Raw genomic sequence first — 21,246 nt, forward strand, 5'->3', positions numbered from 1 at the left:
GCCGTGTGTGGGACAATTGGGTGTCAGACATTGACAGCCCAAGGAGTTCGTTTTGGCCTTAGTATCAACGCCAGCCACGCTGGAACGTGCCGTACCTGTCATGGACAACGCCGAGGTGCTGCGAATCCGCAACGACTTCCCGGTCCTCAACCAACTGGTCAACGGACAGCCCCTGGTCTATCTCGACTCGGGCGCCACATCGCAAAACCCCGTGAGCGTGATCGAGGCCGAACAGGAATTCTACGAGCAGCGCAATGCCGCTGTTCACCGTGGCGCCCACCATCTTGCCGTGGAGGCCACCGAAGTATTCGAGGACGCCCGGCAAACCATTGCCGACTTCATCGGCGCGGACTATGCGGAGACGGTTTGGACGTCCAACGCCACAGAAGGACTGAACCTTCTTTCCTATTCACTTTCCACTGCCGGGCTGTGGGCCGCCCAGGGGCGCGGTGACCAGGGGCTCAAAGACCTGGCCCTGAACCCGGGCGACGAGATTGTGGTCACCGAAATGGAGCACCACGCCAACCTCATCCCCTGGCAGGAACTGGCGTTCCGGACCGGGGCCACGCTGCGCTACATCCCCATTGACGATCAGGGCAGCCTCCGCATGGACCAGGCTGCGGCAATCATCGGCCCGCGCACCAAGGTCCTGGCCTTCACGCACGCTTCCAATGTCCTGGGGATCATCAACCCGGTTAGGGAACTGACGGCCCTCGGCCACACCGCAGGCGCCCTGGTGGTCCTGGACGCCTGCCAGTCCGCCCCGCACCTGCCCCTGGACGTCAAGGAACTCGGGGTGGACTTTGCGGTGTTCTCCGGCCACAAGATGCTGGCTCCCACGGGAATTGGCGTGCTCTATGGACGGCAGGAACTCCTGGATATCCTGCCGCCGTTCCTGACGGGCGGATCGATGATTACCACCGTCACCATGGAACGGGCCGAGTACCTTCCGGCGCCCCAGCGCTTCGAGGCAGGTACGCAGCGCATTTCCCAGGCAGTGGCCTTGGCCGCCGCTGCCAACTACCTCACTGAAACCGGACTTGACCGGATCCACCGGTGGGAGGCCGAACTGGGCCAGCGCATGGTGGCCGGGCTCGAAGGCATCCCCGGCATCCGGGTCCTGGGCCCCGCCGCCGGGAAGGCACGGATCGGCCTCGCCGCGTTCGACGTCGAGGGTGTCCACGCCCACGACGTGGGGCAGTTCCTGGACTCCCAGGGAATCGCCGTCCGTGTAGGACACCACTGCGCCCAGCCGCTGCACCGCCGGCTCGGACTGACCGCCACCACCCGGGCCAGCGCGTACCTGTACAACACCACTGACGACGTGGACCGCTTCCTTGAAGCCGTTGCCGGCGTCCGGGCCTACTTCCACGCCTAGCGCAGACCATGAAAGTTGACATATGAGCCTTGACCAGCTGTACCAGCAGATCATCCTGGACCATTCCAAGGCCCGCCACGGCAGCGGGCTCGCCGCCACCGACGCACCCCAGGGCAGCTCCACCGGCCAGTCACACCAGCTCAACCCGGTGTGCGGGGACGAAGTGACCCTCCGGCTTGCCGTCCAGGACGGCAAGGTGGCCCAGATTGCCTGGGACGGGGCCGGCTGCTCCATCTCCATGGCCTCCGCCTCGGTCCTCACCGACCTCGCCGAGGGCATGTCAGTGGCGGAGTTGCATGAGGTTATCGACAGTTTCCGGGAAGTGCTGCGCTCGCGGGGCAAGGTCCATGCCGACCCTGAACTGCTGGGTGATGCGGCAGCGTTCGAAGGAGTGGCCCGCTATGCCGCCCGGGTCAAGTGCGCCATGATTTCCTGGGTCGCCGCCGAGGACGCCCTCAACCAGGCAGCCTGAGCAGCAAAGCTAACAGCCCGGGTCCTCCCTCAGCAGAAGGAAGGCCCGGGCTGTTTCGTGTGCGTGGTCAGCCCAGCAGGCCGAGGACGCCGATCACGGCAGTGGCAAGTCCCAGCACCATCGAGATGCTCACCAGCACCACATGGACGGTCAGGAACTTCGTTGCCTTGCCGGCGGCGTCGCGGGCACGCGGATCCTTCATGACGCGGCGCAGGAACTGCGGCCAGACCACCAGGGACCAGACGCCGGCGACGATGAGGACCAGCGCAGCGAAGACCGGAAGTTGCATGGGCTAGTGGCTTTCCAGCCAGGCCTGGGCCTGTGCGGCCTGCAGGTTCAGTGCCTTGGCCACCATCGGCTCGGCCGCATCGGCGATCTTGCCGCCCAGGAACGGGACGGAGGACTTCACGGCGCCCTCCAGCTCCACTCGGGTTCCGCCGGCGTCGGCCACGAGCCGCTGGACGGCGGTGACGTCCACGGGGGCGCCGGCGATCTTCAGCGAGATGTTGCTCTGGCGTGAGCCGTCCGCGGCGGGGGCTTCCCAGTTTTCCACCTGGGTCACCTTGAGGTGCTCACCAACAAACTTGCGGGCGATCTCAGGGAGCCGATTGGTGGGAAGGGTGCGCACGGACGTGGTGTTGAAGGCTCCTGCAATGTCCCCGTCAAGGGTGAAGGACTCCAGGCTGCCGCCCACCAGCTGGCTGACGTGGCGCTGGAAATCCTCGTTCACCAGCACAGCGGCAACGCTGTCAACGGAGTGCGGAAGGGTGGTGGTTGCGCTCAGCGCCATGGGTCCTCCTGGGACGTGGGGAAAGGATTTACGCCTCCAACATCCTACGGGGTTACCCCGGCCCGGTCCGCATCGGCCAATTTCTGCGCCGCCGCTGTGATGTTCCGTGCCATGGCCGGGAAGATCAGGCTGTGGAAGGGAAGCACGGCCAGCCAGTAGAGCCGTCCGCTCAGGCCTTTGGGGAAGAAGATGGCGCGCTGCCGGTACCGGCTGCCGCCGCCGTCGGGCTCCACGGACAGCTCCAGCCATGCCCGTCCCGGTGCCCGCATCTCAGCCCGCAGCCGCAGCAGCTTTCCGCGCTCGATCCGCTCCACCCGCCACCAGTCCACCACTTCTCCGGCTGCCAGCGTGTGGGGGTGCCGGCGGCCCCGCAGCAGCCCGGCGCCGCCCGTGAGCTTGTCCAGCCACCCCCGGACCTGCCAGGCCAGGGGCAGCGAATACCAGCCGTTGCGCCCGCCGATGCCCTCGATAATGGTCCAGACATGTGCCGGGTCCACGTCCCCGTGGAAGGTCCGCTCGTCGATGTACACCTTGTGCCCTGCCCACTCGGGGTCGCTGGGAAGGGGATCGGAGTCGGCGCCGGCGCTGGCCCAGGTGGTTTCCACCTGGCCGTCCCGCTCCTTGCCCAGCGCCAGGGCCACCGCCGTCCGGTAGGGGGTCAGGCCACCGTCGGGCTGTGGAATGTACTGGTCGATGTCATGCTCGTTGGACACCGCGTCATGCTGCAGCGACTGCACCAGGGGCACGGCCATGGAGAGGGGAATGGGGGTGGTCAGCGCCACCCACATGCCTGCCAGCTTGGGAGCCGGGACCGGCAGCGCCAGCACCACCCGGTACGGCAGGCCCGCTTCCGCGGCATACTCCTTCATCATCCCCGCGTAAGTGAGCACCTGCCGGCAGCCGATGTCGAAGGTCCGGTTGATCGGGCCTTCGAGGGAGGCGGCGGACACCAGGTAATACAGCACGTCCCGTACGGCAATGGCCTCGATCCTGTTGCGCACCCAGCTGGGAGCCGGCATCAGCGGCAGTGTTTCGGAGAGGTGGCGGATCATCTCGAAGGAGGCGGAGCCGGACCCGATCACCACCCCGGCCTGGAACACGATGGCGTCCACCGGGCTGTCCAGGAAAACCTTGCCCACTGCCTCCCGCGACCGCATGTGGGTGGAGAGCTTTACGTCCTGCGGGTGCAGCCCGCCCAAGTACACGATCCGGCCCACCCCGGCGGCGGCCGCGGCCTCCGCCGCGGTGGCAGCCATTGCCTTTTCCTTCGCTTCGAATCCCGCGCCCGCGGCCATGGAGTGCACCAGGTAATAGAAGACGTCGACGCCGGAAAGGGCTTCGCGGAGGGCGTCGCCGTCGTCAAGGCTGCTTTCCACCACCTCCACTTTGTCGCGCCACGGGACCCCGGCGATCTTGTCAGGGGAGCGGACCAGCACCTTCACCTGGTGGCCTGCCTCCAGCAGCCGGGGTACAAGCCGTCCGCCGATGTAGCCGGTGGCACCGGTGACAAGGACGCTCTTTGGTGTTGCGTGCTTGGGTGTTGCCTGGGCATTCATATCGGTCATGCTGGCTCCTGTTCGTCCTGGCACCTGGCGGTCGTGGCCCGATTTCGTCCCTGGTGGTTCGGAGCGGCGGCCCCCTCCGGACTGCTGCACCGGCCAAAATACTCTGACCAAAATACCCAGGCCCAAAGCGCCCACGCTACAGCGCCCGTGCCCTGCCACCCTGCATGTATTCCCACCGGGGTTGGTGCCGCGCTGCCATGTCGTTCCTGCGCGGTAGGCTGGGAGTACCCGGGATTCGCAGCGAATTTCGGGCTTTCGTGTTGCCTGCTTGTCCTTGATGAACACCACAGGAGCTTTCACCATGAGTCTTCCCGGCCAGTCCGCAGCCGGCACATCCAGCACGGGCACCTCCAGCACTCCTTCGCTGGACGGCCTGCGCCGCGCACTTGAGCCGGATACGACCTTCGCGCGCGTCCGCGCCGAGGCCGCCCGGGGCTTTGCCGTCCGCGGCCAGGATTACCAGATCAGTGCTCCGGCCGGCCTGCGCCCGGTGCTGTTGGCCGAGATGGCGGACGGGCTTGCGGCTGCCGCCCAGGCAGAGAACCCGGACGGCGCGGGCCCGGGCGTAGTGCTGGCGGTGACGGCGACAGGCCGCGAGGCAGAAGACCTGTCCGCCGCCCTGCGCGCCTACCTTCCGGCGGATTCCGTGGCTGAGTTCCCCAGCTGGGAGACCCTCCCGCATGAGCGGCTTTCGCCCCGTTCCGACACCGTTGGCCGCCGGCTCTCCGTTCTGCGCCGGCTGGCACATCCGGAAAGCTCGACGGCGGGCCGGCTGCGCGTCGTCGTCGCGCCCGTCCGCGCCGTGGTCCAGCCGGTGGTGGCCGGCCTGGGCGACCTGGTTCCGGTCACGCTGAAGGTGGGCCAGGACGTTCCGTTCACCGACGTGGTGAGGAGCCTGGCCGACGCCGCATACGCCCGGGTGGACATGGTGACCCACCGCGGCGAGTTCGCTGTCCGCGGCGGCATCATCGACGTCTTCCCGCCCACCGAAGACCACCCCATCCGCGTGGAGTTTTTCGGCGACGAGGTGGACCAGATGCGATGGTTTGCCGTCGCCGACCAGCGCTCGCTGTCCGCACCCGGCATCCACCACCCCACGGAACTGCACGCCCCTCCTTGCCGTGAAATCCTCATCACCCCTGCCGTGATGTCCCGCGCCGCCACCCTGAAGTCCCAGCTTCCTGCCGCGGCGGACATGCTGGAGAAGATCGCCGGCGGCATCGCCGTGGAAGGCATGGAATCCCTGGCCCCGGTGCTGGTGGATGCCATGGTGCCGTTCGTGGACCAGCTGCCGGCCGATTCCATCGCCGTGGTGATTGAACCGGAGAAGGTGCGCACCCGCGCCCACGACCTCGCTGCCACCAACGAGGAATTCCTTGAGGCGGCGTGGTCCACGGCGTCCGACGGCGGGGCGGCACCTTTGGACCTCAGCTCCCAGGCCAGCGCGGCGCTTCATTCGGCCAGCTTCCGCTCGCTGGCCGAAACCCGTTCGTCGTCCCTGGCGCACGGGGTGTCCTGGTGGTCCATCACGTCCCTGGCGCAGGACGCGGAGTTGCTGCCCGAGATCGACGTGCTGAATCTGCACGCCCGGGAGCCCCGCGGCTACCAGGGCGATGTGGCGGAAATGATGGATTTCATTGGTTCGCACGTCCGCGACCAGTGGCGGATCGTGGTGGCCACCGAAGGCCCCGGTCCGGCCCAGCGCCTGGCCGAGCTGTTCCACGAAAACGATATCCCCTGTGCCCGGGTGGACAGCCTTGACCACGAACCCCAGCCGGGCATCATCGAGGTGACCACTGCCGCCGTCGGCCGTGGTTTTGTCCTGGACGGGCTCAAGCTGGGCCTGCTCACCGAAGCCGACCTGCTGGGCCGCACCTCCGCCGGGTCCACCAAGGACATGCGGCGGATGCCCTCCAAGCGGCGCAACGCTGTCGACCCACTGCAGTTGGTGGCGGGGGACCATGTGGTGCACGAACAGCACGGCATTGGCCGGTTCGTGGAACTGATCCAGCGCAAGGTTGCCGGCGGTGGCGACGGAGTCCGCGAATACCTGGTGCTGGAGTACGCGCCGGCCAAGCGCGGCGGGCCCGGCGACCGCCTGTTCGTGCCTACGGACCAGCTGGACCAGGTGACCCGTTATGTGGGTGGCGACACCCCGGTGCTGAGCAAGATGGGCGGCGCGGACTGGGCCAGCACCAAGTCAAAGGCCCGCAAGGCCGTCAAGGAGATCGCCGGCGAACTGATCCGGCTGTACTCGGCCCGCATGGCCTCCCGCGGCCACGCTTTCGGCCCCGACACTCCGTGGCAGCGCGAACTGGAGGAAGCGTTCCCCTATGTGGAAACGCCGGACCAGCTGACCACCATCAACGAGGTCAAGGCTGACATGGAGCGGGAGATCCCCATGGACCGGCTGGTGTCCGGCGATGTGGGCTACGGCAAGACCGAGATCGCGGTGCGGGCCGCGTTCAAGGCGGTGCAGGACGGCAAGCAGGTGGCCGTGCTGGTGCCCACCACGTTGCTGGCCCAGCAGCACTACGAAACCTTCACCGAACGGTTCTCCGGCTTCCCCCTGCGGGTGAAGCCGCTGTCCCGGTTCCAGACGGCCAAGGAAGCGAAGGAAACGGCGGAGGGCGTCAAGAGCGGCGCCGTGGACATCGTGATCGGCACGCACCGGCTGCTGGCCAAGGACTTCGAGTTCAAGGACCTGGGCCTGGTGATCGTGGACGAGGAACAGCGGTTCGGCGTTGAGCACAAGGAAGCGCTGAAGAAGATGCGCACCAACGTGGACGTCCTGGCCATGAGCGCCACCCCGATTCCCCGCACCCTGGAAATGTCCCTCACGGGCATCCGCGAAACCTCCACCCTGGCTACTCCGCCGGAGGAGCGGCACCCGGTGCTGACCTACGTGGGCCCGTACACGGACAAGCAGACCTCCGCCGCGATCCGCCGCGAGCTGATGCGCGAAGGCCAGGTGTTCCTGGTGCATAACCGGGTGTCCACTATTGAGCGGACCGCGGCCAAGATCCGCGAACTGGTGCCCGAGGCCCGGGTGGAGGTGGCGCACGGCAAGATGTCCGAGAGCCGCCTGGAGCAAATCATCGTGGACTTCTGGGAGCGGCGCTTCGACGTGCTGGTGTGCACCACCATCATCGAGACCGGCCTGGACATCTCCAACGCCAACACCCTGATCGTGGACGGGGCGGACAAGTACGGCCTGTCCCAGCTCCACCAGCTTCGCGGCCGTGTGGGCCGTGGCCGCGAACGCGCCTATGCGTACTTCCTGTACCCCTCGGAAAAACCCTTGGGCGAGGTGGCGCTGGAACGGCTCAAGGCCGTTGCTGCGCACAACGAACTGGGCGCCGGCATGCAGCTGGCCATGAAGGACCTGGAGATCCGCGGCGCCGGCAACCTGCTGGGCGGTGAACAGTCAGGCCACATCCAAGGGGTGGGCTTCGACCTGTACATCCGCCTGGTGGGCGAAGCCGTGGCGGACTTCCGCGGCGAAGCCGAAGAAAAGGCCGCGGAGATGAAGATCGAGCTGCCGGTCAACGCGCACCTGCCGCACGACTACGTTCCCGGCGAGCGGCTGCGCCTGGAGGCCTACCGGAAACTCGCGGCCGCCCTCACCAACGAGGCCATCGATGAGGTGCAGGCAGAACTCGTGGACCGCTACGGCGAACTTCCGCTGCCGGCCCAGAACCTGGTGGCCGTGGCACGGTTCCGGGTCGGTGCCCGCGAAGCGGGCCTGTCCGACGTCGCACTCCAGGGCAACTTCATCAAGTTCTCCCCGGCCACGCTGCCGGAGTCCAAGACCATGCGCCTGAACCGGATGTACCCGGGCTCGCAGTCCAAGCCTGCCCTGGACGCGGTGCTTATTCCGAAGCCCAAGACGGCGCGGATCGGGGGCCGGGACCTGCAGGACGCCGAGATCCTGGAGTGGGCCAACGGCGTGATCCGGAACATCTTCTCCGATGCCCCATTGGCGGTGAGCTAGCACTTGATGGGAGGACACCACGCCGCGTCGGGAGCCGCGGCGTGGGTAGCTGTTGCGTCCACCGGCCCCTACACCCTGGGCTGGTACCCGCTTGATCCCACCGGGATCCTCATCGGCGGCATGGCCACTGCCGGCACGGCCCTGGTCTGCGACTGGGACCACCGTTCAAGCACGGTGGCCCATGCACTGCCGCCGCTGTCCAACGCGATAGCGCGCGGCATTGAAAACGCCAGCGGCGGCCACCGGCAGGGCACGCATTCCATTCTGGGGGCGGCGGCGTTCGTATTCCTGGCCGGCCTGGCATCCCAGGTCCACATGGACACCGGCTGGGGCCGACTGTCCGTCGGCGCCGGCCTGCTGTGCATGTTCCTGATCAACATCGCAGCGAAGGCGCTGAAACTCTTTCCCAAAAGCGGCTTTATCTCGAACTGGATCTTCGCGTTGGTCATGGCCGGCCTGGTCACCGTCTACGCGCCGGAGCAGTGGACATGGCTGCCCACCTCGATGCTGATCGGGGTTGTGGTGCACATCGTGGGCGACCTCATCACCACCGGGGGAGTGCCGCTGCTTTGGCCTCTGGTGGTCCGGCCACCCAAAATGCTGCGCCGCATGCCCCTGCTGCGGAACGTATGGCGGGCCAACGGCGCCTTGTCCGTACCCCTCCTGGGGCGGGCGGGTTCCAAGCGGGAGTGGCTGGTGCTGATCCCGGTCAGCGCCTACGCGATGGTGGGCATGACCATGGCCGGGTGGGCCATCGCCCAGCACCACTGGGGCCGTGTGGCCGCTGCGGCGGGTGCCTGGATCAGGCTCTGGTTCTAGCAGCCAAAAAGCAGATACTAGAACGGACCCCGGACGATGCGTCCGGGGCCCGTACTGATGTTGCTGCCTGTCCCAACTGGGTGGCAGTACTTGTCGTTATGAAGCCTCAAAACGACAACAACTGCGAGCTACTTGGGTTAGTGCTCGCCGGCGGAGTCAGAGCGGCCGAAGATGGTCTGCGGCAGCCAAAATGCCAGGGCGAAGAGGACCAGGCAGACGGCCATCGGCCAGGGGTTGCCGAGGCTGAGGAAGGACAGCGAGTAGATGGAGCCCAGGAACAGGGCGAAGCAGATCACGAAGAGGACAATGCTGCCCGCGAGGGTGTTTTCGTTCTGCGGGGTACGGACATGTTCCTGGCTGGATGCCGTGTCCCGGCTGGACGGGTTGATCTGGCTGGACATGTGTTCCTCCTCGGCCCCGCGGGGCTTGGTCTGTGGCGGCTTCCGGTTCCGGTCAGTAGGCGGCTGAACCCTGTTCACCCTTGACAATGGCAATTCCGGAGCTGGCACCAATTCGTGTTGCACCTGCTGCAATCATAGCCTGCGCGTCGGCCAGGGACCGTACGCCACCGGAGGCCTTGACCCCCAGGTCAGGGCCTACTGTCCTGCGCATCAGGGCTACGTCCTCGACGGTGGCGCCGCCGCCGTTGAAGCCCGTGGAGGTTTTCACGAAGTCTGCTCCGCCTTCCACCGCCGCCTGGCAGGCCAGCACCTTTTGCTCGTCTGTCAGGAGGGCAGTTTCGATGATGACCTTCAGGATGGCCCCGCCCGCATGCACGGTCTCGGCCACACCTGCGATGTCGTCGGTCAAGGCACCCTTGTCGTTCGCCCGTGCGGCGGCGATGTTGATCACCATGTCCACCTCATCGGCGCCGTCCAGCACCGCACCGCGGGCTTCGAACGACTTCACGTCCGTGGGTGTGGCCCCCAGGGGGAAGCCCACCACGGAGCAGGTGAGGACGCCCGAGCCCTTGAGCGCCTTGGTAACAGCCTTGACCCAAATCGGGTTCACGCATACGGACTTGAACTTGTACTCGGCCGCCTCTGCGCACACTTTCAGCACGTCGGCTTCCGACGCTTCGGGCTTGAGCAGCGTGTGGTCGATGTAGGAGGCGATGTTCGCGGCTCCGGCCGCCTCAGGGTTGCCTGCGTGCACGGTGGCTTCGTTGCTCATGATGGTCCTCTCGAAGGGCCGGGCGGCCGGCGTTGACTCGGTTTCGGAAACCATCTTGTCACAGCGGCGCGCACCCAAAGCAGGCACCGGCACGCAGGCACTGCCGGCAGGTGACCTGTCAGGCAGCCGCCTGCAGGTGACCCCGTCAGGCAGCCGCCTGCAGGTGACCCCGTCAGGCAGCCGCCTGCAGGGCGGGCGCAGCCGAAGCGGCCGACAGCAGTTGCGTTGCACAGGTGCCCGCCGCTGAAGCGGCTGCCACCAGCAGCCCCAGCCGCACGCCGTCGAACGCTGCGGCGTCCCCGATCGCCCAAATCCCCGGCACCGAGGTGCGGTAGTCGCGGCTGATGACGATGCCGCCAGCTGCCGCCGTCTGCAGGCCTGCGCTGGCGGCCAGGCCGTCCCGGGAGACGCGCTCCTCCGCTAAAACGACCAGGTCCCCGGTCATGCTGCTGCCGTCTTCGAAGACCACCGCGGATGCGGATACGCGGGAAGCTGGACCGGACACGACGGCAGGGACGATGGCGGCCGGCCGGGCGGTGGTGCGGATGGGACGTACGCCTTTGGCCCGCAGGACTGCCTCGGCCTGTCCTGCCGCCGCACCGGTCCCGACCAGGATTCCCACGGGGCGCCTGCCCAGCTCCAGGGCCACCTTCTGCACGCCCTTTGCGACGCGTGGTGCGTCGTCGATGGTGGCATAGCTCAGGCACTGCGCGGCACCCTCCACCGGGCTGGCCACGGGGGCTGATCCGGTGGCAATCACCAGCTGGTCGTAGGCGAATTCCATGCCGTCAGCAGTGGCCACGGTGCGGTTGGCAGCGTCGATGTGGCTGGCGGGCTGGCCGAACCGGACGGAGACCTGGGGGAGCATGGCCAGCTCCAGCAGTTCCTCGGGGGCGTCGTCGCGGTTGCTCAGCACGGTGATGGTGCCGGTGAACCGGGCCCGGTCCAGTTGCGCCACCAGGGCCTGGGCAGCGGGTCCGGCACCGGCGATGACGATGCGGGTTGCGGTGGATGAGGACTGGGAGGGTGCCGGAGCGGACATGTGCTGGCCCTTTCGCTGGCGGCCGCCGGGCGGCCGGAACTCTGTGATGAGACCCAGCGTAGGCTTGCGCTTTTTCCGGCAGGTTTCCCCGCAGTTGCTGTTTCAGGGCCCTGTGTTCGCCAGTATTTACCGGCCGGTAACACAACCCGTGACACACCTCTCATCCGGCGGCCGCAGGACACATTCCGCCCCGGCGGCACCCCTCGAAACCGGACTAGACGCGGATCCGGTACCCGCGCTTGACCACGGTCTCAATAAGCCTGCCGTCCGGCAGCGACGAACGCAGCCTGCTCACCGTCATGTCCAGCGCGTGCACGGATCCCCGGAGTTCCAGCAGGTCGGAGAGCGATTCACGGGACAGGACTGCGCCGCCTGCACCCAGCAGGGCGCGCAGGAGCAGCAGGGGAGCGGGCGCCAGTTCCACCTGCTGGCCGTCGATGCGGAGGCAGCGGCCGCGGAGCTCGATGTTTCCGGAGCGCGTCTCCAGCCGGCGGACGTGGTTCAGCGCAAGGTGCTCGCACACCAGGCGGATGAGGGCGCCCATGCGGAAACGTTCGGGGATCAGCGGTGTGATGCCGGCGTCCAGGAGCGGCTGCGCGGTCACGGGACCCACCACGGCGGTGGTGACGTTCAGTTTCAGGCTCTCCACCAACTGCTTATACAGGCCCATCTCGTGCGCGGTGCTCCACATGGCATCGACAGCGGGGGCGCTGGTGAAGGTCAGGACGTCGAGGTTTCCGCTGCAGGCAGCCTCGATCAAGCGGGGCAGCCGGTCCTCGCCGTCGGGTTTCACCCAGCGGTACGGCGTGACGGTCAGGACCGTGGCGCCGGACATCCGCAGCCGCTCGATCTGCCGCACGTCGGTGTAGCCGTGCAGCTGCATGGCGACAGTCTTGCCGCGGACGCCTTCAGCAAGCAGCATGTCCACCAGGGTGGCGGTGGTTTCGTCGCTGCTGATGCCGACGTCGGCAAGGCCGGCTGCCCGCACGGCACCGCGGGCTTTGGGTCCCCGGACGAACATGCGGCAGTTCCCGAGGGTTTCCAACAGTTCGTCGCCGATGCCAAAGGAGTCCGCGGCCTCGCACCACCGGCGCATCCCGTAAGCGGTGGTGGCGATACAGAGGTCCGGCTTGGCTGCGATGATGGCCCGGGTGTCTTCTATGAGGCGCATGTCCTCCTGGACGGGAGCGATCTTCAGCGCCGGCGCGTGCAGGACTTCGGCGCCGCGGCGTTCCAGGGCCTCAATGAGGTCCCGGGACCGCCGGTCAGAGGTGACGCCGATACGGAACCCCTCCAGCGGCGACTCGGCGGCATCCGGAGCAGCTTCTGCCTGCGTTGGTTCGGCCTGCGTTTGTTCAACCGGTGCAAGTGCAGTCATGGGGGTCAATCCTTTCATGATCCCAGCAGCGAAGCCGCCAACCTGTCCAGGTCGGCGGCGGCGCCGGCGTGCCCGCGGTTGGCCTCAGCCACCCGCACCACCTCGCCGATGACAAGCACTGCAGGGTTGCTGCAGCCGGCAGCAGCGGAGGTGATGGTGCCCAGGTCCGCGACAGTTGTGCGCTGGCCGGGCCGGTAGCCCCGTTCCACGACGGCCATGGGCATGTCCGGCCGCATGCCGGCGCGGCGGAGGCCTGCCGCCAGCTGGTGGAGGGTGCCGATGCCCATAAGCACCACGATTGTGCCGCCCAGGCCAGCCAGGTGCAGGTGCTCCTTCTCGGTGAGCGGGGCATGCCCGGAAACCACGGTGAACAGATGGCTGACTTCCCGGTGGGTCACCGGGATACCGGCCGCGGCGGCCACCGAGATGGCGCTGGTGACGCCGGACACTACCTGGACCTTGACGCCCGCGGCCACGCAGGCGGCCACTTCCTCGCCGCCGCGGCCAAAGACGTAGGGGTCGCCGCCCTTGAGGCGCACCACGTTGTTGCCGGCCAGCGCGCTTTCCACCATCAGTTTTTCGATGTCCGCCTGGCTGACCTTGTGGTGACCCGGCTTCTTGCCGACGTCGACAAGCTCGGCGGAGGTCAGCAGCGGCAGCTCCTGGTACGGGGCCAGGCGGTCATAGAAAACGACGTCGGCGTCCCGGAGCGCCTTGACGGCCGCCACGGTGAGCAGGTCAGGGGTGCCGGGGCCACCGCCCACCAGGGTGACATTGCCTCCGGGCCCTGCGGCGGGCTCCGCGGCAACGGGGACGCCGGCTTCCCGGCAGCGGCCCAACAATGTGCCCCAGCCGGGCTGTCCGTCCGCGACCGCTGCAACCAGGAACAACTGTTCCGGCAGCCGGGTAAGGGCGGCGCTGTGCGGGGTCTCCAGGCGGTGCACGACGGCGCCCGCGGCTTCGTAGCGGCGCACTGCCTGCCGCGCTGCAGTGGCGGTGCCGGCCACCAGGACGTCCCGGCCGGTGAGGTCGATGCTGAGCTGCATGGTTATGCCTCTTTTTCCGTATTGTCCGTGGTTGACGTGCGGACCGGGATGGCGGCTCCGATCAGGACCTTTCCCTTTTCCTCGGGGGTGGCGGGGCGCATCTGGCCGCGCTCGTCCGGGACGAAGGTGATGGAGTCGTCCTTCTGGTCCGGTGCGTTGACGAAGGAGCGGAAGCGGCGCAACCGCTCGGGGTCCTTCAGGGTGTCCGCCCATTCGTCCACGTAGGTGTCCACGTGCCTGGCCATGGCGGACTCAAGGTCGGCGGCGATCCCCAGGGTGTCCTTGACCACCACGTCCTCAACGTGCTTGATGCCGCCGTCGAGCTCCTCCTGCCACCGGGCCGTGCGCTGCAGGCGGTCCGCGGTGCGGATGTAGTACATGAAGTAGCGGTCGATGTACTTGATGAGGGTCTCGTCGTCCAGGTCCTTGGCCAGGAGCTGGGCGTGGGCCGGGGTGGCGCCGCCGTTGCCGCCGACGTACAGGTTCCAGCCGTCGGCCGTGGCGATCACCCCGACGTCCTTGCCGCGGGCCTCGGCGCATTCGCGGGCGCAGCCGGAGACGCCCATCTTGAGCTTGTGGGGGCTGCGCAGGCCGCGGTAGCGCAGTTCCAGCTTGATGGCCATGGCCACCGAATCCTGCACGCCGAAGCGGCACCAGGTGGACCCGACGCAGGACTTCACGGTGCGCAGGCTCTTGCCGTAGGCCTGGCCGGATTCGAAGCCGGCGTCTACAAGTTCCTTCCAGATTTCCGGGAGCTGCTCCAGCCGGGCACCGAACATGTCGATCCGCTGGCCGCCGGTGATCTTGGTGTACAGGCCGTACTTCTCGGCGACGGCAGCGATGACGCCCAGCTTCTTCGGGGTGATCTCACCGCCGGCAATGCGCGGGACCACCGAGTAGGTCCCGTCCTTCTGCATGTTGGCCAGGGCACGGTCGTTGGTGTCCTGCAGGGTGCCGCGGCCGGCGTCCAGGACGTAGGCGCTGTTCTGGCTGGCGAGGATGTTCGCGATGGTGGGCTTGCAGATGTCGCAGCCGGCGCCGGTACCGTATTTGGCCATGATCTCCTCGAAGGAGGTCAGCTCCAGGACCCGGATGGCGTCGAACAGCTCCTGGCGGGACAGCTCGATGTGCTCGCACAGGGCCTTGGACACCTCGACGCCGGACTTGGTCAGCTCGGTTTCCAGCAGTTTCTTCAGCATCGGCACGCAGGAACCGCACTGGGTTCCGGCGCGGGTGCAGCCCTTGAGTTCGCCGAGTTCCTGGACCGGCGCATTCCCCTCACAAGCTCCGCAGCCGTTGATGGTGTCCCGGATGGTCCCGGCGGTGACGTTATTGCAGGAGCAGAGGGTGGCGTCGTCGGGGAGTTCGGTTTCGGGAGCTTCTCCGCCGCCTGCCGCGGAGAGGAAGGCGCCGGGCTCGGCGGGAAGTTCCCGGCCCAGGAGCGGACGCAGGCTCATGTACGGTGAGGCGTCACCCACGAAGATGCCGCCCAGCAGGGTCTTGGCGTCGTCAGTGGTGACGATCTTCTGGTACACACCGCGGGCGGGGTCTGCGTAGACGATCTCCAAAGCGTGTTCGGTCCGGGCGAAGGCGTCCCCGAAGCTGGCCACGTCCACACCGGAAAGCTTCAGCTTGGTGGCGGTGTCGAAGCCCGGGAACGTGGCGTCGCCGCCGTGCAGCCGGTCGGCGACGATCTCGGCCATGGTGTTGGCGGGGGCCACCAGGCCCAGGCACATGCCACCGAAGTTGGCCACCTCGCCGATGGCCCAGATGCCGGGGACCTCGGTGGCGCAGAAGTCGTTGATCGCCACGCCGCCGCGCTGGCCCAGGCTGAACAGCTGCTCCTCGCCCTCGGCCGCGCGGAAGAGCTCGTCGCGGGGCCTGACGCCCACGGCGACAATCACCAGGTCTGCCGGGATGACGCGTTCGTCAGCCATCAGCACGCCGGTGACCTGGCCGTCGTCGTCCGTCAAAATTTCGCTGGGGAACACGCCGCCGTGCACTTCGAAGCCCTTGGCCTCGATCAGGCGGCCAAGGGCCTGCCCGGCGCCCTCGTCCAGCTGGGTGTTCATGAGCCAGGGGGCACCGTTGATGACCACGGGGGTGGCGCCGAGCTGCTCCGTGCCGGCGGCCGACTCGAGGCCCAAGAGGCCGCCGCCGATGGTCACGGCGTTGATTTTGCGGCCCAGCTTTTCAGTGAGCTCTGCGATGGCCTTGTTGATGGCCCAGACGTCCTCGAGGGTCCGGTAGACGTGCGCATGCTGGGCGCCCGGGATGGGCAGGCGGACAGCGTCCGAACCCGTGGCCACCACCAGCTCGTCGTAAGCGTAGGAGTTCCCCGCCGCGGTTTCCACCGTCTTCGCCGCGGCGTTGATCTTCACCACGCGTTCGCCGGTCTTTAGGACCAGCGAACCGTGCTCCCACATCCCGGCCGTTCCCAGGGTGAGGTCCACGCCGGTATCGGTGAGGGCCTTGGAGAGCGCCACCCGGTCGTAGGGGAGGTGGGCTTCCTCGGTGAGGACCGTGACATGCCAGCCGTCGAGGCCCCGGGCATGCATGGCGTCCGCAAAACGGTGGGCCGCGGGGCCGCCGCCGGCGACGACGATGCGGCGCGGAGTCTCTGTGCTTGAAGTCTGTTCGGTCACTGTGGGCCTTTCGCATGGGCCGCAGACGGTGCTCTGCAGCTTGTGCCTCCAGCCTAGGAAGGGGCAGTTTCGCCTCAGTTTCCCAATTGTTTCGTCAACTTAACTTCTGCATCACGGATGCATTTCCACCCGGGTTAGGTCTCTTTTACGCGCCGGACACATGTACCGCACCCCTATGAAACACCCGGACCTTAGCGTGGGACACGGCCGCAAAAGCAGCCGCTGCAAGGACAACAGGCACAGGGAAAGGAGCCGGACATGACGGCAACACTGGAACTTGGGGCGCTCGCCGCCGAATCAGACCTCGCTGGATTTGAGACCGGCTGGTACCGTGTCTGCGCGGTTGAGGACCTCGAACCGGCGTGGGGCGAGGCCGCCTTGGTTGCGGGGCGCCAGGTGGCGCTTTTCCGCACCGGCCCGGAGGAAGTCTTCGCCGTGGCCCATGAGGATCCGGCCACCGGAGCCCACGTCATGGCCCGTGGCATCCTGGGCTCCAAGGGTGCCAGGCCCACCATCGCCTCGCCGCTGCACAAGGAGGTCTATGACTTGGAGACAGGGGAGTGCTTCACCAGTCCCGGCCTGCGGCTCGCAGCGTACCCCACCCGCGTCACCAACGGCTTGGTAGAGGTGGGCCTCCAGTAATTCGCCGGAGCTGGGAAAAGGGCGCCAGGACTCTGAACAGTCCGGCGCCCCTTTCGTGCTCAATGACCTGTTAAAGCCCCAGCGCTTCGCTGACGTCGTGCAGGACCTCGTCCAGGGAAGCCCTGGCCGCCTGGCGTGCGGCCGGCAGCTCCGCGGCGGATCCCACCTGGTGGATGACCTCCAGGTAGCACTTGAGCTTGGGCTCGGTGCCGCTGGGCCGAATGATGACCCGGGTCAGGTTCCGGGTGATGTAGAGCAGGCCCTCGGTGGGCGGCAGCTGGGCGGTGCCCTCGGCAAGGTCGGTGAAGACCTCCACCGCTGACTGGCCGAACGATTCCGGCGGCGAAACGCGCAGGCGGTTCATCATGGCGTCCAGCAGCCCCAGGTCCGCAACCCTGATGCTGAGCTGGTCGCTGGCGTGCAGGCCGTGCTGGAGGTACAGCTCATCCAGGGTGTCGAAGACCGTCTTGCCTGCGGCTTTGGCGGTGGCGGCGAGTTCGGCGATCAGGACCGCGGCGGAGATGCCGTCTTTGTCCTTCACCAAGTCCGGCGCCACGCAGTATCCCAGTGCCTCTTCGTACCCGTAGACCAGGCCGGGAACGCGGGAGATCCATTTGAATCCGGTCAGTGTTTCCTGGTGCGCGAAGCCGGCAGCATTGGCGATGCGGTCCAGCAGCCGGGAGGAAACAATCGAATTGGCAAAGACGCCCCGGCCGTCGGCTTCGTCGCCGGGGGCGCCGTCCGCGAGCCGGGCCACCATGTGCGCGCCCAGCAGTGACCCCACTTCATCGCCGCGGAGCATCCGCCAGGCGCCGGTGTCAGGGTCTTTCGCCGCAACTGCGGCCCTGTCGGCATCGGGGTCGTTGGCGATGACCAGGTCGGCATCCAGCCGCGCGGCTGCTTCCAGGGCGAGGTCCAGCGCCCCGGGTTCCTCCGGGTTGGGGAAACTGACGGTGGGAAAATCAGGGTCCGGCTCCGCCTGCTCGGCCACCACGGTGACATCCGTGAAACCTGCCGCACTCAGGACGTCCAGCGCGGTGCCGCCGCCCACACCATGCAGCGGGGTCAGGACGATCTTCAGGTCGCGTGCGGGGAAACGCTCCGCCATGGCGAGTGCCGCCGTCGTCCGTTCGTACCCGGCGGCCAGCGAGCCGTCCAGGACCGTCCACCCGTCCGCTGCCAGTGCAATTGATTCCAGCGGTCCCACCGCGCTGATGCGCGCAGCGATTTCGGCGTCGTAAGGGGCCACGATCTGGGCACCGTCACCGTCCGCGGCCACGGCATGCCGGCCCAGGTACACCTTGTACCCGTTGTCCTGCGGGGGGTTGTGGCTGGCGGTGACCATGACGCCGCCGTCACAGTCCAGCGCGCGGACCGCGTAGGCCAGCAGGGGAGTGGGGAGGGCGGCCGGCATCAGAAACGTCTCGATGCCGGCCGCGGTGAAGATCGCGGCCGTCTCCTCCGCAAAGACATCGGAGTTATGCCGGGCGTCATAGCCGACGACGGCGCGCGGCCGGGTGCCGGCCGCCGCATTGGCCACGGCGTCCACCAGGAAAGCGGCGAGTCCCGCCGCGGCGCGGCGCACCACCACCCGGTTCATCCGGTTGGGCCCGGGGCCCAAGGCGGCGCGCAGGCCGGCGGTGCCGAACTGCAGCGTGCCGCGGAAGCTGTCTTCCAGTTCCTGCCGGGCCGCCGGATCGCCGTCGTCGGCAAGGCGGACAAGCTCCAGGAGGGACGCCTTGGTTACGGGGTCCGGGTCCTGGGCAGCCCATTCGCGGGCCTCGGCGAGCAGGCGGAGTTCGGCATCGGCAGTGGTCATGGGCACAACGCTATCGTCATTGCACCCCGCCGTGATGCACCCGGGTGCGTGGTCCTGCTAGAGCCGGGCGATGATGTCGGCCAACAGCCTTGAGATGCGGGGACCCGCAGCCTCGCCGGATTCAAGGACTTCCTGGTGGCTCAGCGGCTGGGGGCTGATGCCCGCGGCGAGGTTGGTGACCAGCGAAATGCCGAATACTTCCATGCCGGCGTGCCGGCCGGCGATGGCCTCCAGCGCCGTGGACATGCCGATCAGGTCGGCGCCGATGCGCTTGGCGTACTGCACTTCCGCCGGGGTCTCATAGTGCGGGCCGGGGAACTGCGCGTAGATGCCTTCGTCCAAGGTGGGATCCACTTCGCGGGCAAGTCCGCGGATCCTTGGTGAGTAGAGGTCCGTCAGGTCCACGAATGTGGCCCCTTCCAGCGGTGAGGCCGCGGTGAGGTTGATGTGGTCCCGGATCAGGACCGGCGTGCCGGGGGCCCAGGCCTCGTTGAGCCCGCCACAGCCGTTGGTGAGGACCAGGGTGCCGCACCCGGCGGCTGCCGCGGTGCGGACGCCATGCACCACGGCGCGGACGCCCTTGCCTTCGTAATAGTGGGTGCGGGCGCCCAGGACCAGGGCGCGCTTGCCGCCCTTGGTCAGCACGGAGCGGATGGTGCCCACGTGGCCCTCGACGGCAGGGGAGTGAAAGCCGGGGACTTCCTCGGCGGACAGGGTGGCGGTGGTCTCGCCGATCAGGTCGGCGGCCTCGCCCCAGCCGGAGCCGAGGACCAGTGCGGTGTCGTGGCGGTCCACGCCGGTCTCCTCGGCGATGTAGTCAGCGGCGGCGCGGGCGGCGGCGAACGGGTCCGTGTTCAGGAAGTCTGTTGTACTCACCAGTACAAGTTATCCTGCCGCCCCTGTTACCCCTGTCACTGCGGCCCGCAGCATGCCCTGATTTCTTGGTGGTCAGGCGGTAAATGGGCGAGAATGGATGACTGTGACTACGCACCCAGATTTCAGTTCCCCCCGGATCGCAATCCTGGGAGGTGGTCCCGGCGGATACGAAGCTGCCATGGTGGCCGCCTCGCTTGGAGCGACGGTCACCATCGTTGAGCGCGCGGGCCTGGGCGGCTCCGCCGTGCTGACGGACGTGGTTCCGTCCAAGACCCTCATTGCCACGGCGGACCTGATGACGCGCGTTGCCGAGGCCGGCGAGCTGGGCGTGAAGTTCGACGTCGACGGCGGCGACTTTGTGCCCGTGATGCGCGCCGACCTCAAGCACATCAACGACCGCCTCCTTAACCTGGCCCGCACCCAGTCGCAGGACATCCGCGACGGCCTCGAAAAGCAGGGCGTCCGCATCATCGCCGGTTCCGGCCGCCTCCTGGACAGCCACACCATCGAGGTCCTCACCGTTGATGGCACCGAGACGATCGAAGCGGACACCGTCCTGCTGGCTGTGGGCGCGCACCCGCGCGAACTGGAAACGGCCCGCCCGGACGGGGAACGGATCCTGAGCTGGACCCAGATCTACAACCTGGATGAACTGCCCGAAGAGCTCATCGTGGTGGGCTCCGGCGTAACCGGCGCCGAATTCGCGTCCGCCTACAACGGCCTCGGCTCCAAAGTCACCCTGGTCTCCAGCCGCGACCGCGTGCTGCCGGGCTCGGACGTGGACGCCGCAGTGGTCCTTGAGGAAGTGTTTGAACGCCGCGGCGTCCGGGTCCTGTCCCGCTCCCGTGCCCAGACCGTCGAGCGCACGGACGACGGCGTGGTGGTCACGCTCTCGGACGGCACCAAGGTGACCGGCAGCCACTGCCTGCTATGCCTGGGCTCCATCCCAAACACCGCCGGCATCGGCCTGGAGGAGGCCGGGGTGGCGGTCAGCGACAGCGGCCACATCAAGGTGGACGGCGTGTCCCGCACCACGGCCCCCAACATCTACGCCGCCGGTGACTGCACCGGTGTCCTGCCGCTGGCCTCGGTGGCCGCCATGCAGGGGCGCATCGCGGTGGCGCACTTCATGGGCGACGGCGTCACCCCGCTCAAGCTCCACCAGGTAGCGTCCAACATCTTCACCTCGCCCGAAATCGCGAACGTTGGCGTGTCCGAGGCGGAGATCGAATCCGGCAAGTACCAGGCCGACATCATCAAGCTCTCCCTGCGAAGCAACGCCCGCGCCAAGATGCGCAACGCCAAGGACGGGTTCGTGAAGATCTTCGCGCGGAAGGGCTCGGGCACCGTGATCGGCGGTGTGGTGGTGGGACCCAACGCGTCCGAACTGATCTTCCCCATTTCCATTGCGGTGAAGCAGAAACTGCACGTGGACGACGTCGCCAGCACCTTCACGGTGTACCCGTCGCTGACCGGGTCCATCTCCGAGGCAGCCCGCCGACTGCACGTCCACATGTAAATCTTCCCGGCCACGGGCGGGGCTGGACCCCTCCGGCGCCACCTGCCTAGACTCGAACCAGGCGCGGCCGGGAATTTCCATGAAGTTC

Annotated in this window: 17 protein-coding genes, 1 tRNA gene and 1 pseudogene; 6 read left to right on the plus strand and 13 right to left on the minus strand. The window is 67.5% G+C overall.

Annotated features, from left to right (window positions below; all coding sequences use genetic code 11):
- Positions 1-52 precede the first annotated feature (52 nt).
- Positions 53-1,378 carry a SufS family cysteine desulfurase gene (locus tag LFT46_RS06590; RefSeq protein WP_236821636.1) on the plus strand — a complete coding sequence of 442 codons (1,326 nt, stop codon included), beginning with the start codon at positions 53-55 and terminating at the stop codon, positions 1,376-1,378.
- 22 nt (positions 1,379-1,400) lie between these two features.
- A complete protein-coding gene (gene sufU, locus LFT46_RS06595) occupies positions 1,401-1,850 on the plus strand; it encodes a Fe-S cluster assembly sulfur transfer protein SufU (protein ID WP_236801746.1) in 450 nt (149 codons plus the stop codon).
- A 67-nt stretch (positions 1,851-1,917) separates the two neighbouring features.
- On the opposite strand, the gene LFT46_RS06600 is transcribed toward sufU, so the two are convergent.
- Genes LFT46_RS06600 through LFT46_RS06610 form a run of 3 tightly spaced genes read right to left on the minus strand, consistent with a single transcriptional unit; the run spans position 1,918 to position 4,205 of the window.
- The gene (locus LFT46_RS06600; protein WP_142130627.1) at positions 1,918-2,139 is read right to left on the minus strand and encodes an SCO4848 family membrane protein; all 222 of its coding nucleotides are present in this window, start codon (positions 2,137-2,139) and stop codon (positions 1,918-1,920) included.
- Between the two features lie 3 nt (positions 2,140-2,142).
- Positions 2,143-2,640, minus strand: a complete 498-nt coding sequence (locus LFT46_RS06605) for a DUF2505 domain-containing protein (RefSeq protein ID WP_236821637.1) — start codon at positions 2,638-2,640, stop codon at positions 2,143-2,145.
- Between the two features lie 44 nt (positions 2,641-2,684).
- The gene (locus LFT46_RS06610) at positions 2,685-4,205 is read right to left on the minus strand and encodes an SDR family oxidoreductase (RefSeq protein WP_236821638.1); all 1,521 of its coding nucleotides are present in this window, start codon (positions 4,203-4,205) and stop codon (positions 2,685-2,687) included.
- Between the two features lie 301 nt (positions 4,206-4,506).
- Between LFT46_RS06610 and mfd the strand changes: the two genes are divergently transcribed.
- Together mfd and LFT46_RS06620 are read left to right on the plus strand one after the other, a co-directional pair.
- On the plus strand, positions 4,507-8,199 hold the full coding sequence (mfd, locus tag LFT46_RS06615; RefSeq protein ID WP_236821639.1) for a transcription-repair coupling factor: 3,693 nt from the start codon (positions 4,507-4,509) through the stop codon (positions 8,197-8,199).
- Positions 8,200-8,205: 6 nt separating this feature from the next.
- A complete protein-coding gene (locus LFT46_RS06620; RefSeq protein WP_236821640.1) occupies positions 8,206-9,018 on the plus strand; it encodes a metal-dependent hydrolase in 813 nt (270 codons plus the stop codon).
- A 137-nt stretch (positions 9,019-9,155) separates the two neighbouring features.
- Here the strand turns inward: LFT46_RS06620 and LFT46_RS06625 are convergent, their stop codons facing one another.
- The 8 genes and pseudogenes from LFT46_RS06625 to LFT46_RS21330 form a co-directional block, all read right to left on the minus strand.
- Entirely contained in the window at positions 9,156-9,419 is a 264-nt protein-coding gene (locus LFT46_RS06625) for a hypothetical protein (RefSeq protein ID WP_236801751.1), read from the minus strand.
- 52 nt (positions 9,420-9,471) lie between these two features.
- Positions 9,472-10,191, minus strand: coding sequence for a deoxyribose-phosphate aldolase (gene deoC / locus LFT46_RS06630; protein WP_236801752.1), 720 nt, complete (start codon positions 10,189-10,191; stop codon positions 9,472-9,474).
- 172 nt (positions 10,192-10,363) lie between these two features.
- On the minus strand, positions 10,364-11,233 hold the full coding sequence (locus tag LFT46_RS06635) for an FAD-dependent oxidoreductase (RefSeq protein WP_236821641.1): 870 nt from the start codon (positions 11,231-11,233) through the stop codon (positions 10,364-10,366).
- A 214-nt stretch (positions 11,234-11,447) separates the two neighbouring features.
- Positions 11,448-12,611 carry a uroporphyrinogen-III synthase gene (locus LFT46_RS06640; protein WP_236801754.1) on the minus strand — a complete coding sequence of 388 codons (1,164 nt, stop codon included), beginning with the start codon at positions 12,609-12,611 and terminating at the stop codon, positions 11,448-11,450.
- 14 nt (positions 12,612-12,625) lie between these two features.
- Positions 12,626-13,657 carry a uroporphyrinogen-III C-methyltransferase gene (cobA, locus tag LFT46_RS06645; RefSeq protein WP_236821642.1) on the minus strand — a complete coding sequence of 344 codons (1,032 nt, stop codon included), beginning with the start codon at positions 13,655-13,657 and terminating at the stop codon, positions 12,626-12,628.
- Between the two features lie 2 nt (positions 13,658-13,659).
- Positions 13,660-14,337, minus strand: coding sequence for a hypothetical protein (locus LFT46_RS06650; protein ID WP_236821643.1), 678 nt, complete (start codon positions 14,335-14,337; stop codon positions 13,660-13,662).
- A 19-nt stretch (positions 14,338-14,356) separates the two neighbouring features.
- A tRNA-OTHER gene (locus LFT46_RS06655) sits at positions 14,357-14,476 on the minus strand.
- Positions 14,446-16,215 (minus strand): annotated as a pseudogene (locus tag LFT46_RS21330) (FAD-dependent oxidoreductase); the annotation flags it as partial. The pseudogene LFT46_RS21330 and the gene LFT46_RS06655, both read right to left, overlap by 31 nt.
- A gap of 345 nt (positions 16,216-16,560) precedes the next feature.
- Here LFT46_RS21330 and nirD point away from each other — a divergent pair.
- Positions 16,561-16,944: a nitrite reductase small subunit NirD gene (gene nirD, locus LFT46_RS06675; RefSeq protein ID WP_236821646.1), complete on the plus strand. Its 384-nt coding sequence runs from the start codon at positions 16,561-16,563 to the stop codon at positions 16,942-16,944.
- Between the two features lie 70 nt (positions 16,945-17,014).
- Here the strand turns inward: nirD and LFT46_RS06680 are convergent, their stop codons facing one another.
- Both LFT46_RS06680 and LFT46_RS06685 read right to left on the minus strand, forming a co-directional pair.
- The gene (locus tag LFT46_RS06680) at positions 17,015-18,763 is read right to left on the minus strand and encodes a phospho-sugar mutase (RefSeq protein ID WP_236821647.1); all 1,749 of its coding nucleotides are present in this window, start codon (positions 18,761-18,763) and stop codon (positions 17,015-17,017) included.
- A gap of 57 nt (positions 18,764-18,820) precedes the next feature.
- On the minus strand, positions 18,821-19,639 hold the full coding sequence (locus tag LFT46_RS06685; protein WP_236801762.1) for a purine-nucleoside phosphorylase: 819 nt from the start codon (positions 19,637-19,639) through the stop codon (positions 18,821-18,823).
- A gap of 103 nt (positions 19,640-19,742) precedes the next feature.
- On the opposite strand from LFT46_RS06685, the gene LFT46_RS06690 reads away from it, so the two are divergent.
- Positions 19,743-21,158: an NAD(P)H-quinone dehydrogenase gene (locus LFT46_RS06690; RefSeq protein ID WP_236801763.1), complete on the plus strand. Its 1,416-nt coding sequence runs from the start codon at positions 19,743-19,745 to the stop codon at positions 21,156-21,158.
- Positions 21,159-21,246 lie beyond the last annotated feature (88 nt).

Origin of the sequence: Arthrobacter sp. FW306-07-I (assembly GCF_021800405.1) — a bacterium.
Taxonomy (GTDB): domain Bacteria; phylum Actinomycetota; class Actinomycetes; order Actinomycetales; family Micrococcaceae; genus Arthrobacter.

Excerpts from the sequence above, each read along its gene's own strand:
- sufU (WP_236801746.1), top strand. The coding sequence starts at position 1,401 with ATGAGCCTTGACCAGCTGTACCAGCAGATCATCCTGGACCATTCCAAG.
- LFT46_RS06600 (WP_142130627.1), bottom strand. The coding sequence starts at position 2,139 with ATGCAACTTCCGGTCTTCGCTGCGCTGGTCCTCATCGTCGCCGGCGTC.
- LFT46_RS06605 (WP_236821637.1), bottom strand. The coding sequence starts at position 2,640 with ATGGCGCTGAGCGCAACCACCACCCTTCCGCACTCCGTTGACAGCGTT.
- LFT46_RS06610 (WP_236821638.1), bottom strand. The coding sequence starts at position 4,205 with ATGACCGATATGAATGCCCAGGCAACACCCAAGCACGCAACACCAAAG.
- mfd (WP_236821639.1), top strand. The coding sequence starts at position 4,507 with ATGAGTCTTCCCGGCCAGTCCGCAGCCGGCACATCCAGCACGGGCACC.
- LFT46_RS06620 (WP_236821640.1), top strand. The coding sequence starts at position 8,206 with ATGGGAGGACACCACGCCGCGTCGGGAGCCGCGGCGTGGGTAGCTGTT.
- LFT46_RS06625 (WP_236801751.1), bottom strand. The coding sequence starts at position 9,419 with ATGTCCAGCCAGATCAACCCGTCCAGCCGGGACACGGCATCCAGCCAG.
- deoC (WP_236801752.1), bottom strand. The coding sequence starts at position 10,191 with ATGAGCAACGAAGCCACCGTGCACGCAGGCAACCCTGAGGCGGCCGGA.
- LFT46_RS06635 (WP_236821641.1), bottom strand. The coding sequence starts at position 11,233 with ATGTCCGCTCCGGCACCCTCCCAGTCCTCATCCACCGCAACCCGCATC.
- LFT46_RS06640 (WP_236801754.1), bottom strand. The coding sequence starts at position 12,611 with ATGACTGCACTTGCACCGGTTGAACAAACGCAGGCCGAACCAACGCAG.
- cobA (WP_236821642.1), bottom strand. The coding sequence starts at position 13,657 with ATGCAGCTCAGCATCGACCTCACCGGCCGGGACGTCCTGGTGGCCGGC.
- nirD (WP_236821646.1), top strand. The coding sequence starts at position 16,561 with ATGACGGCAACACTGGAACTTGGGGCGCTCGCCGCCGAATCAGACCTC.
- LFT46_RS06680 (WP_236821647.1), bottom strand. The coding sequence starts at position 18,763 with ATGACCACTGCCGATGCCGAACTCCGCCTGCTCGCCGAGGCCCGCGAA.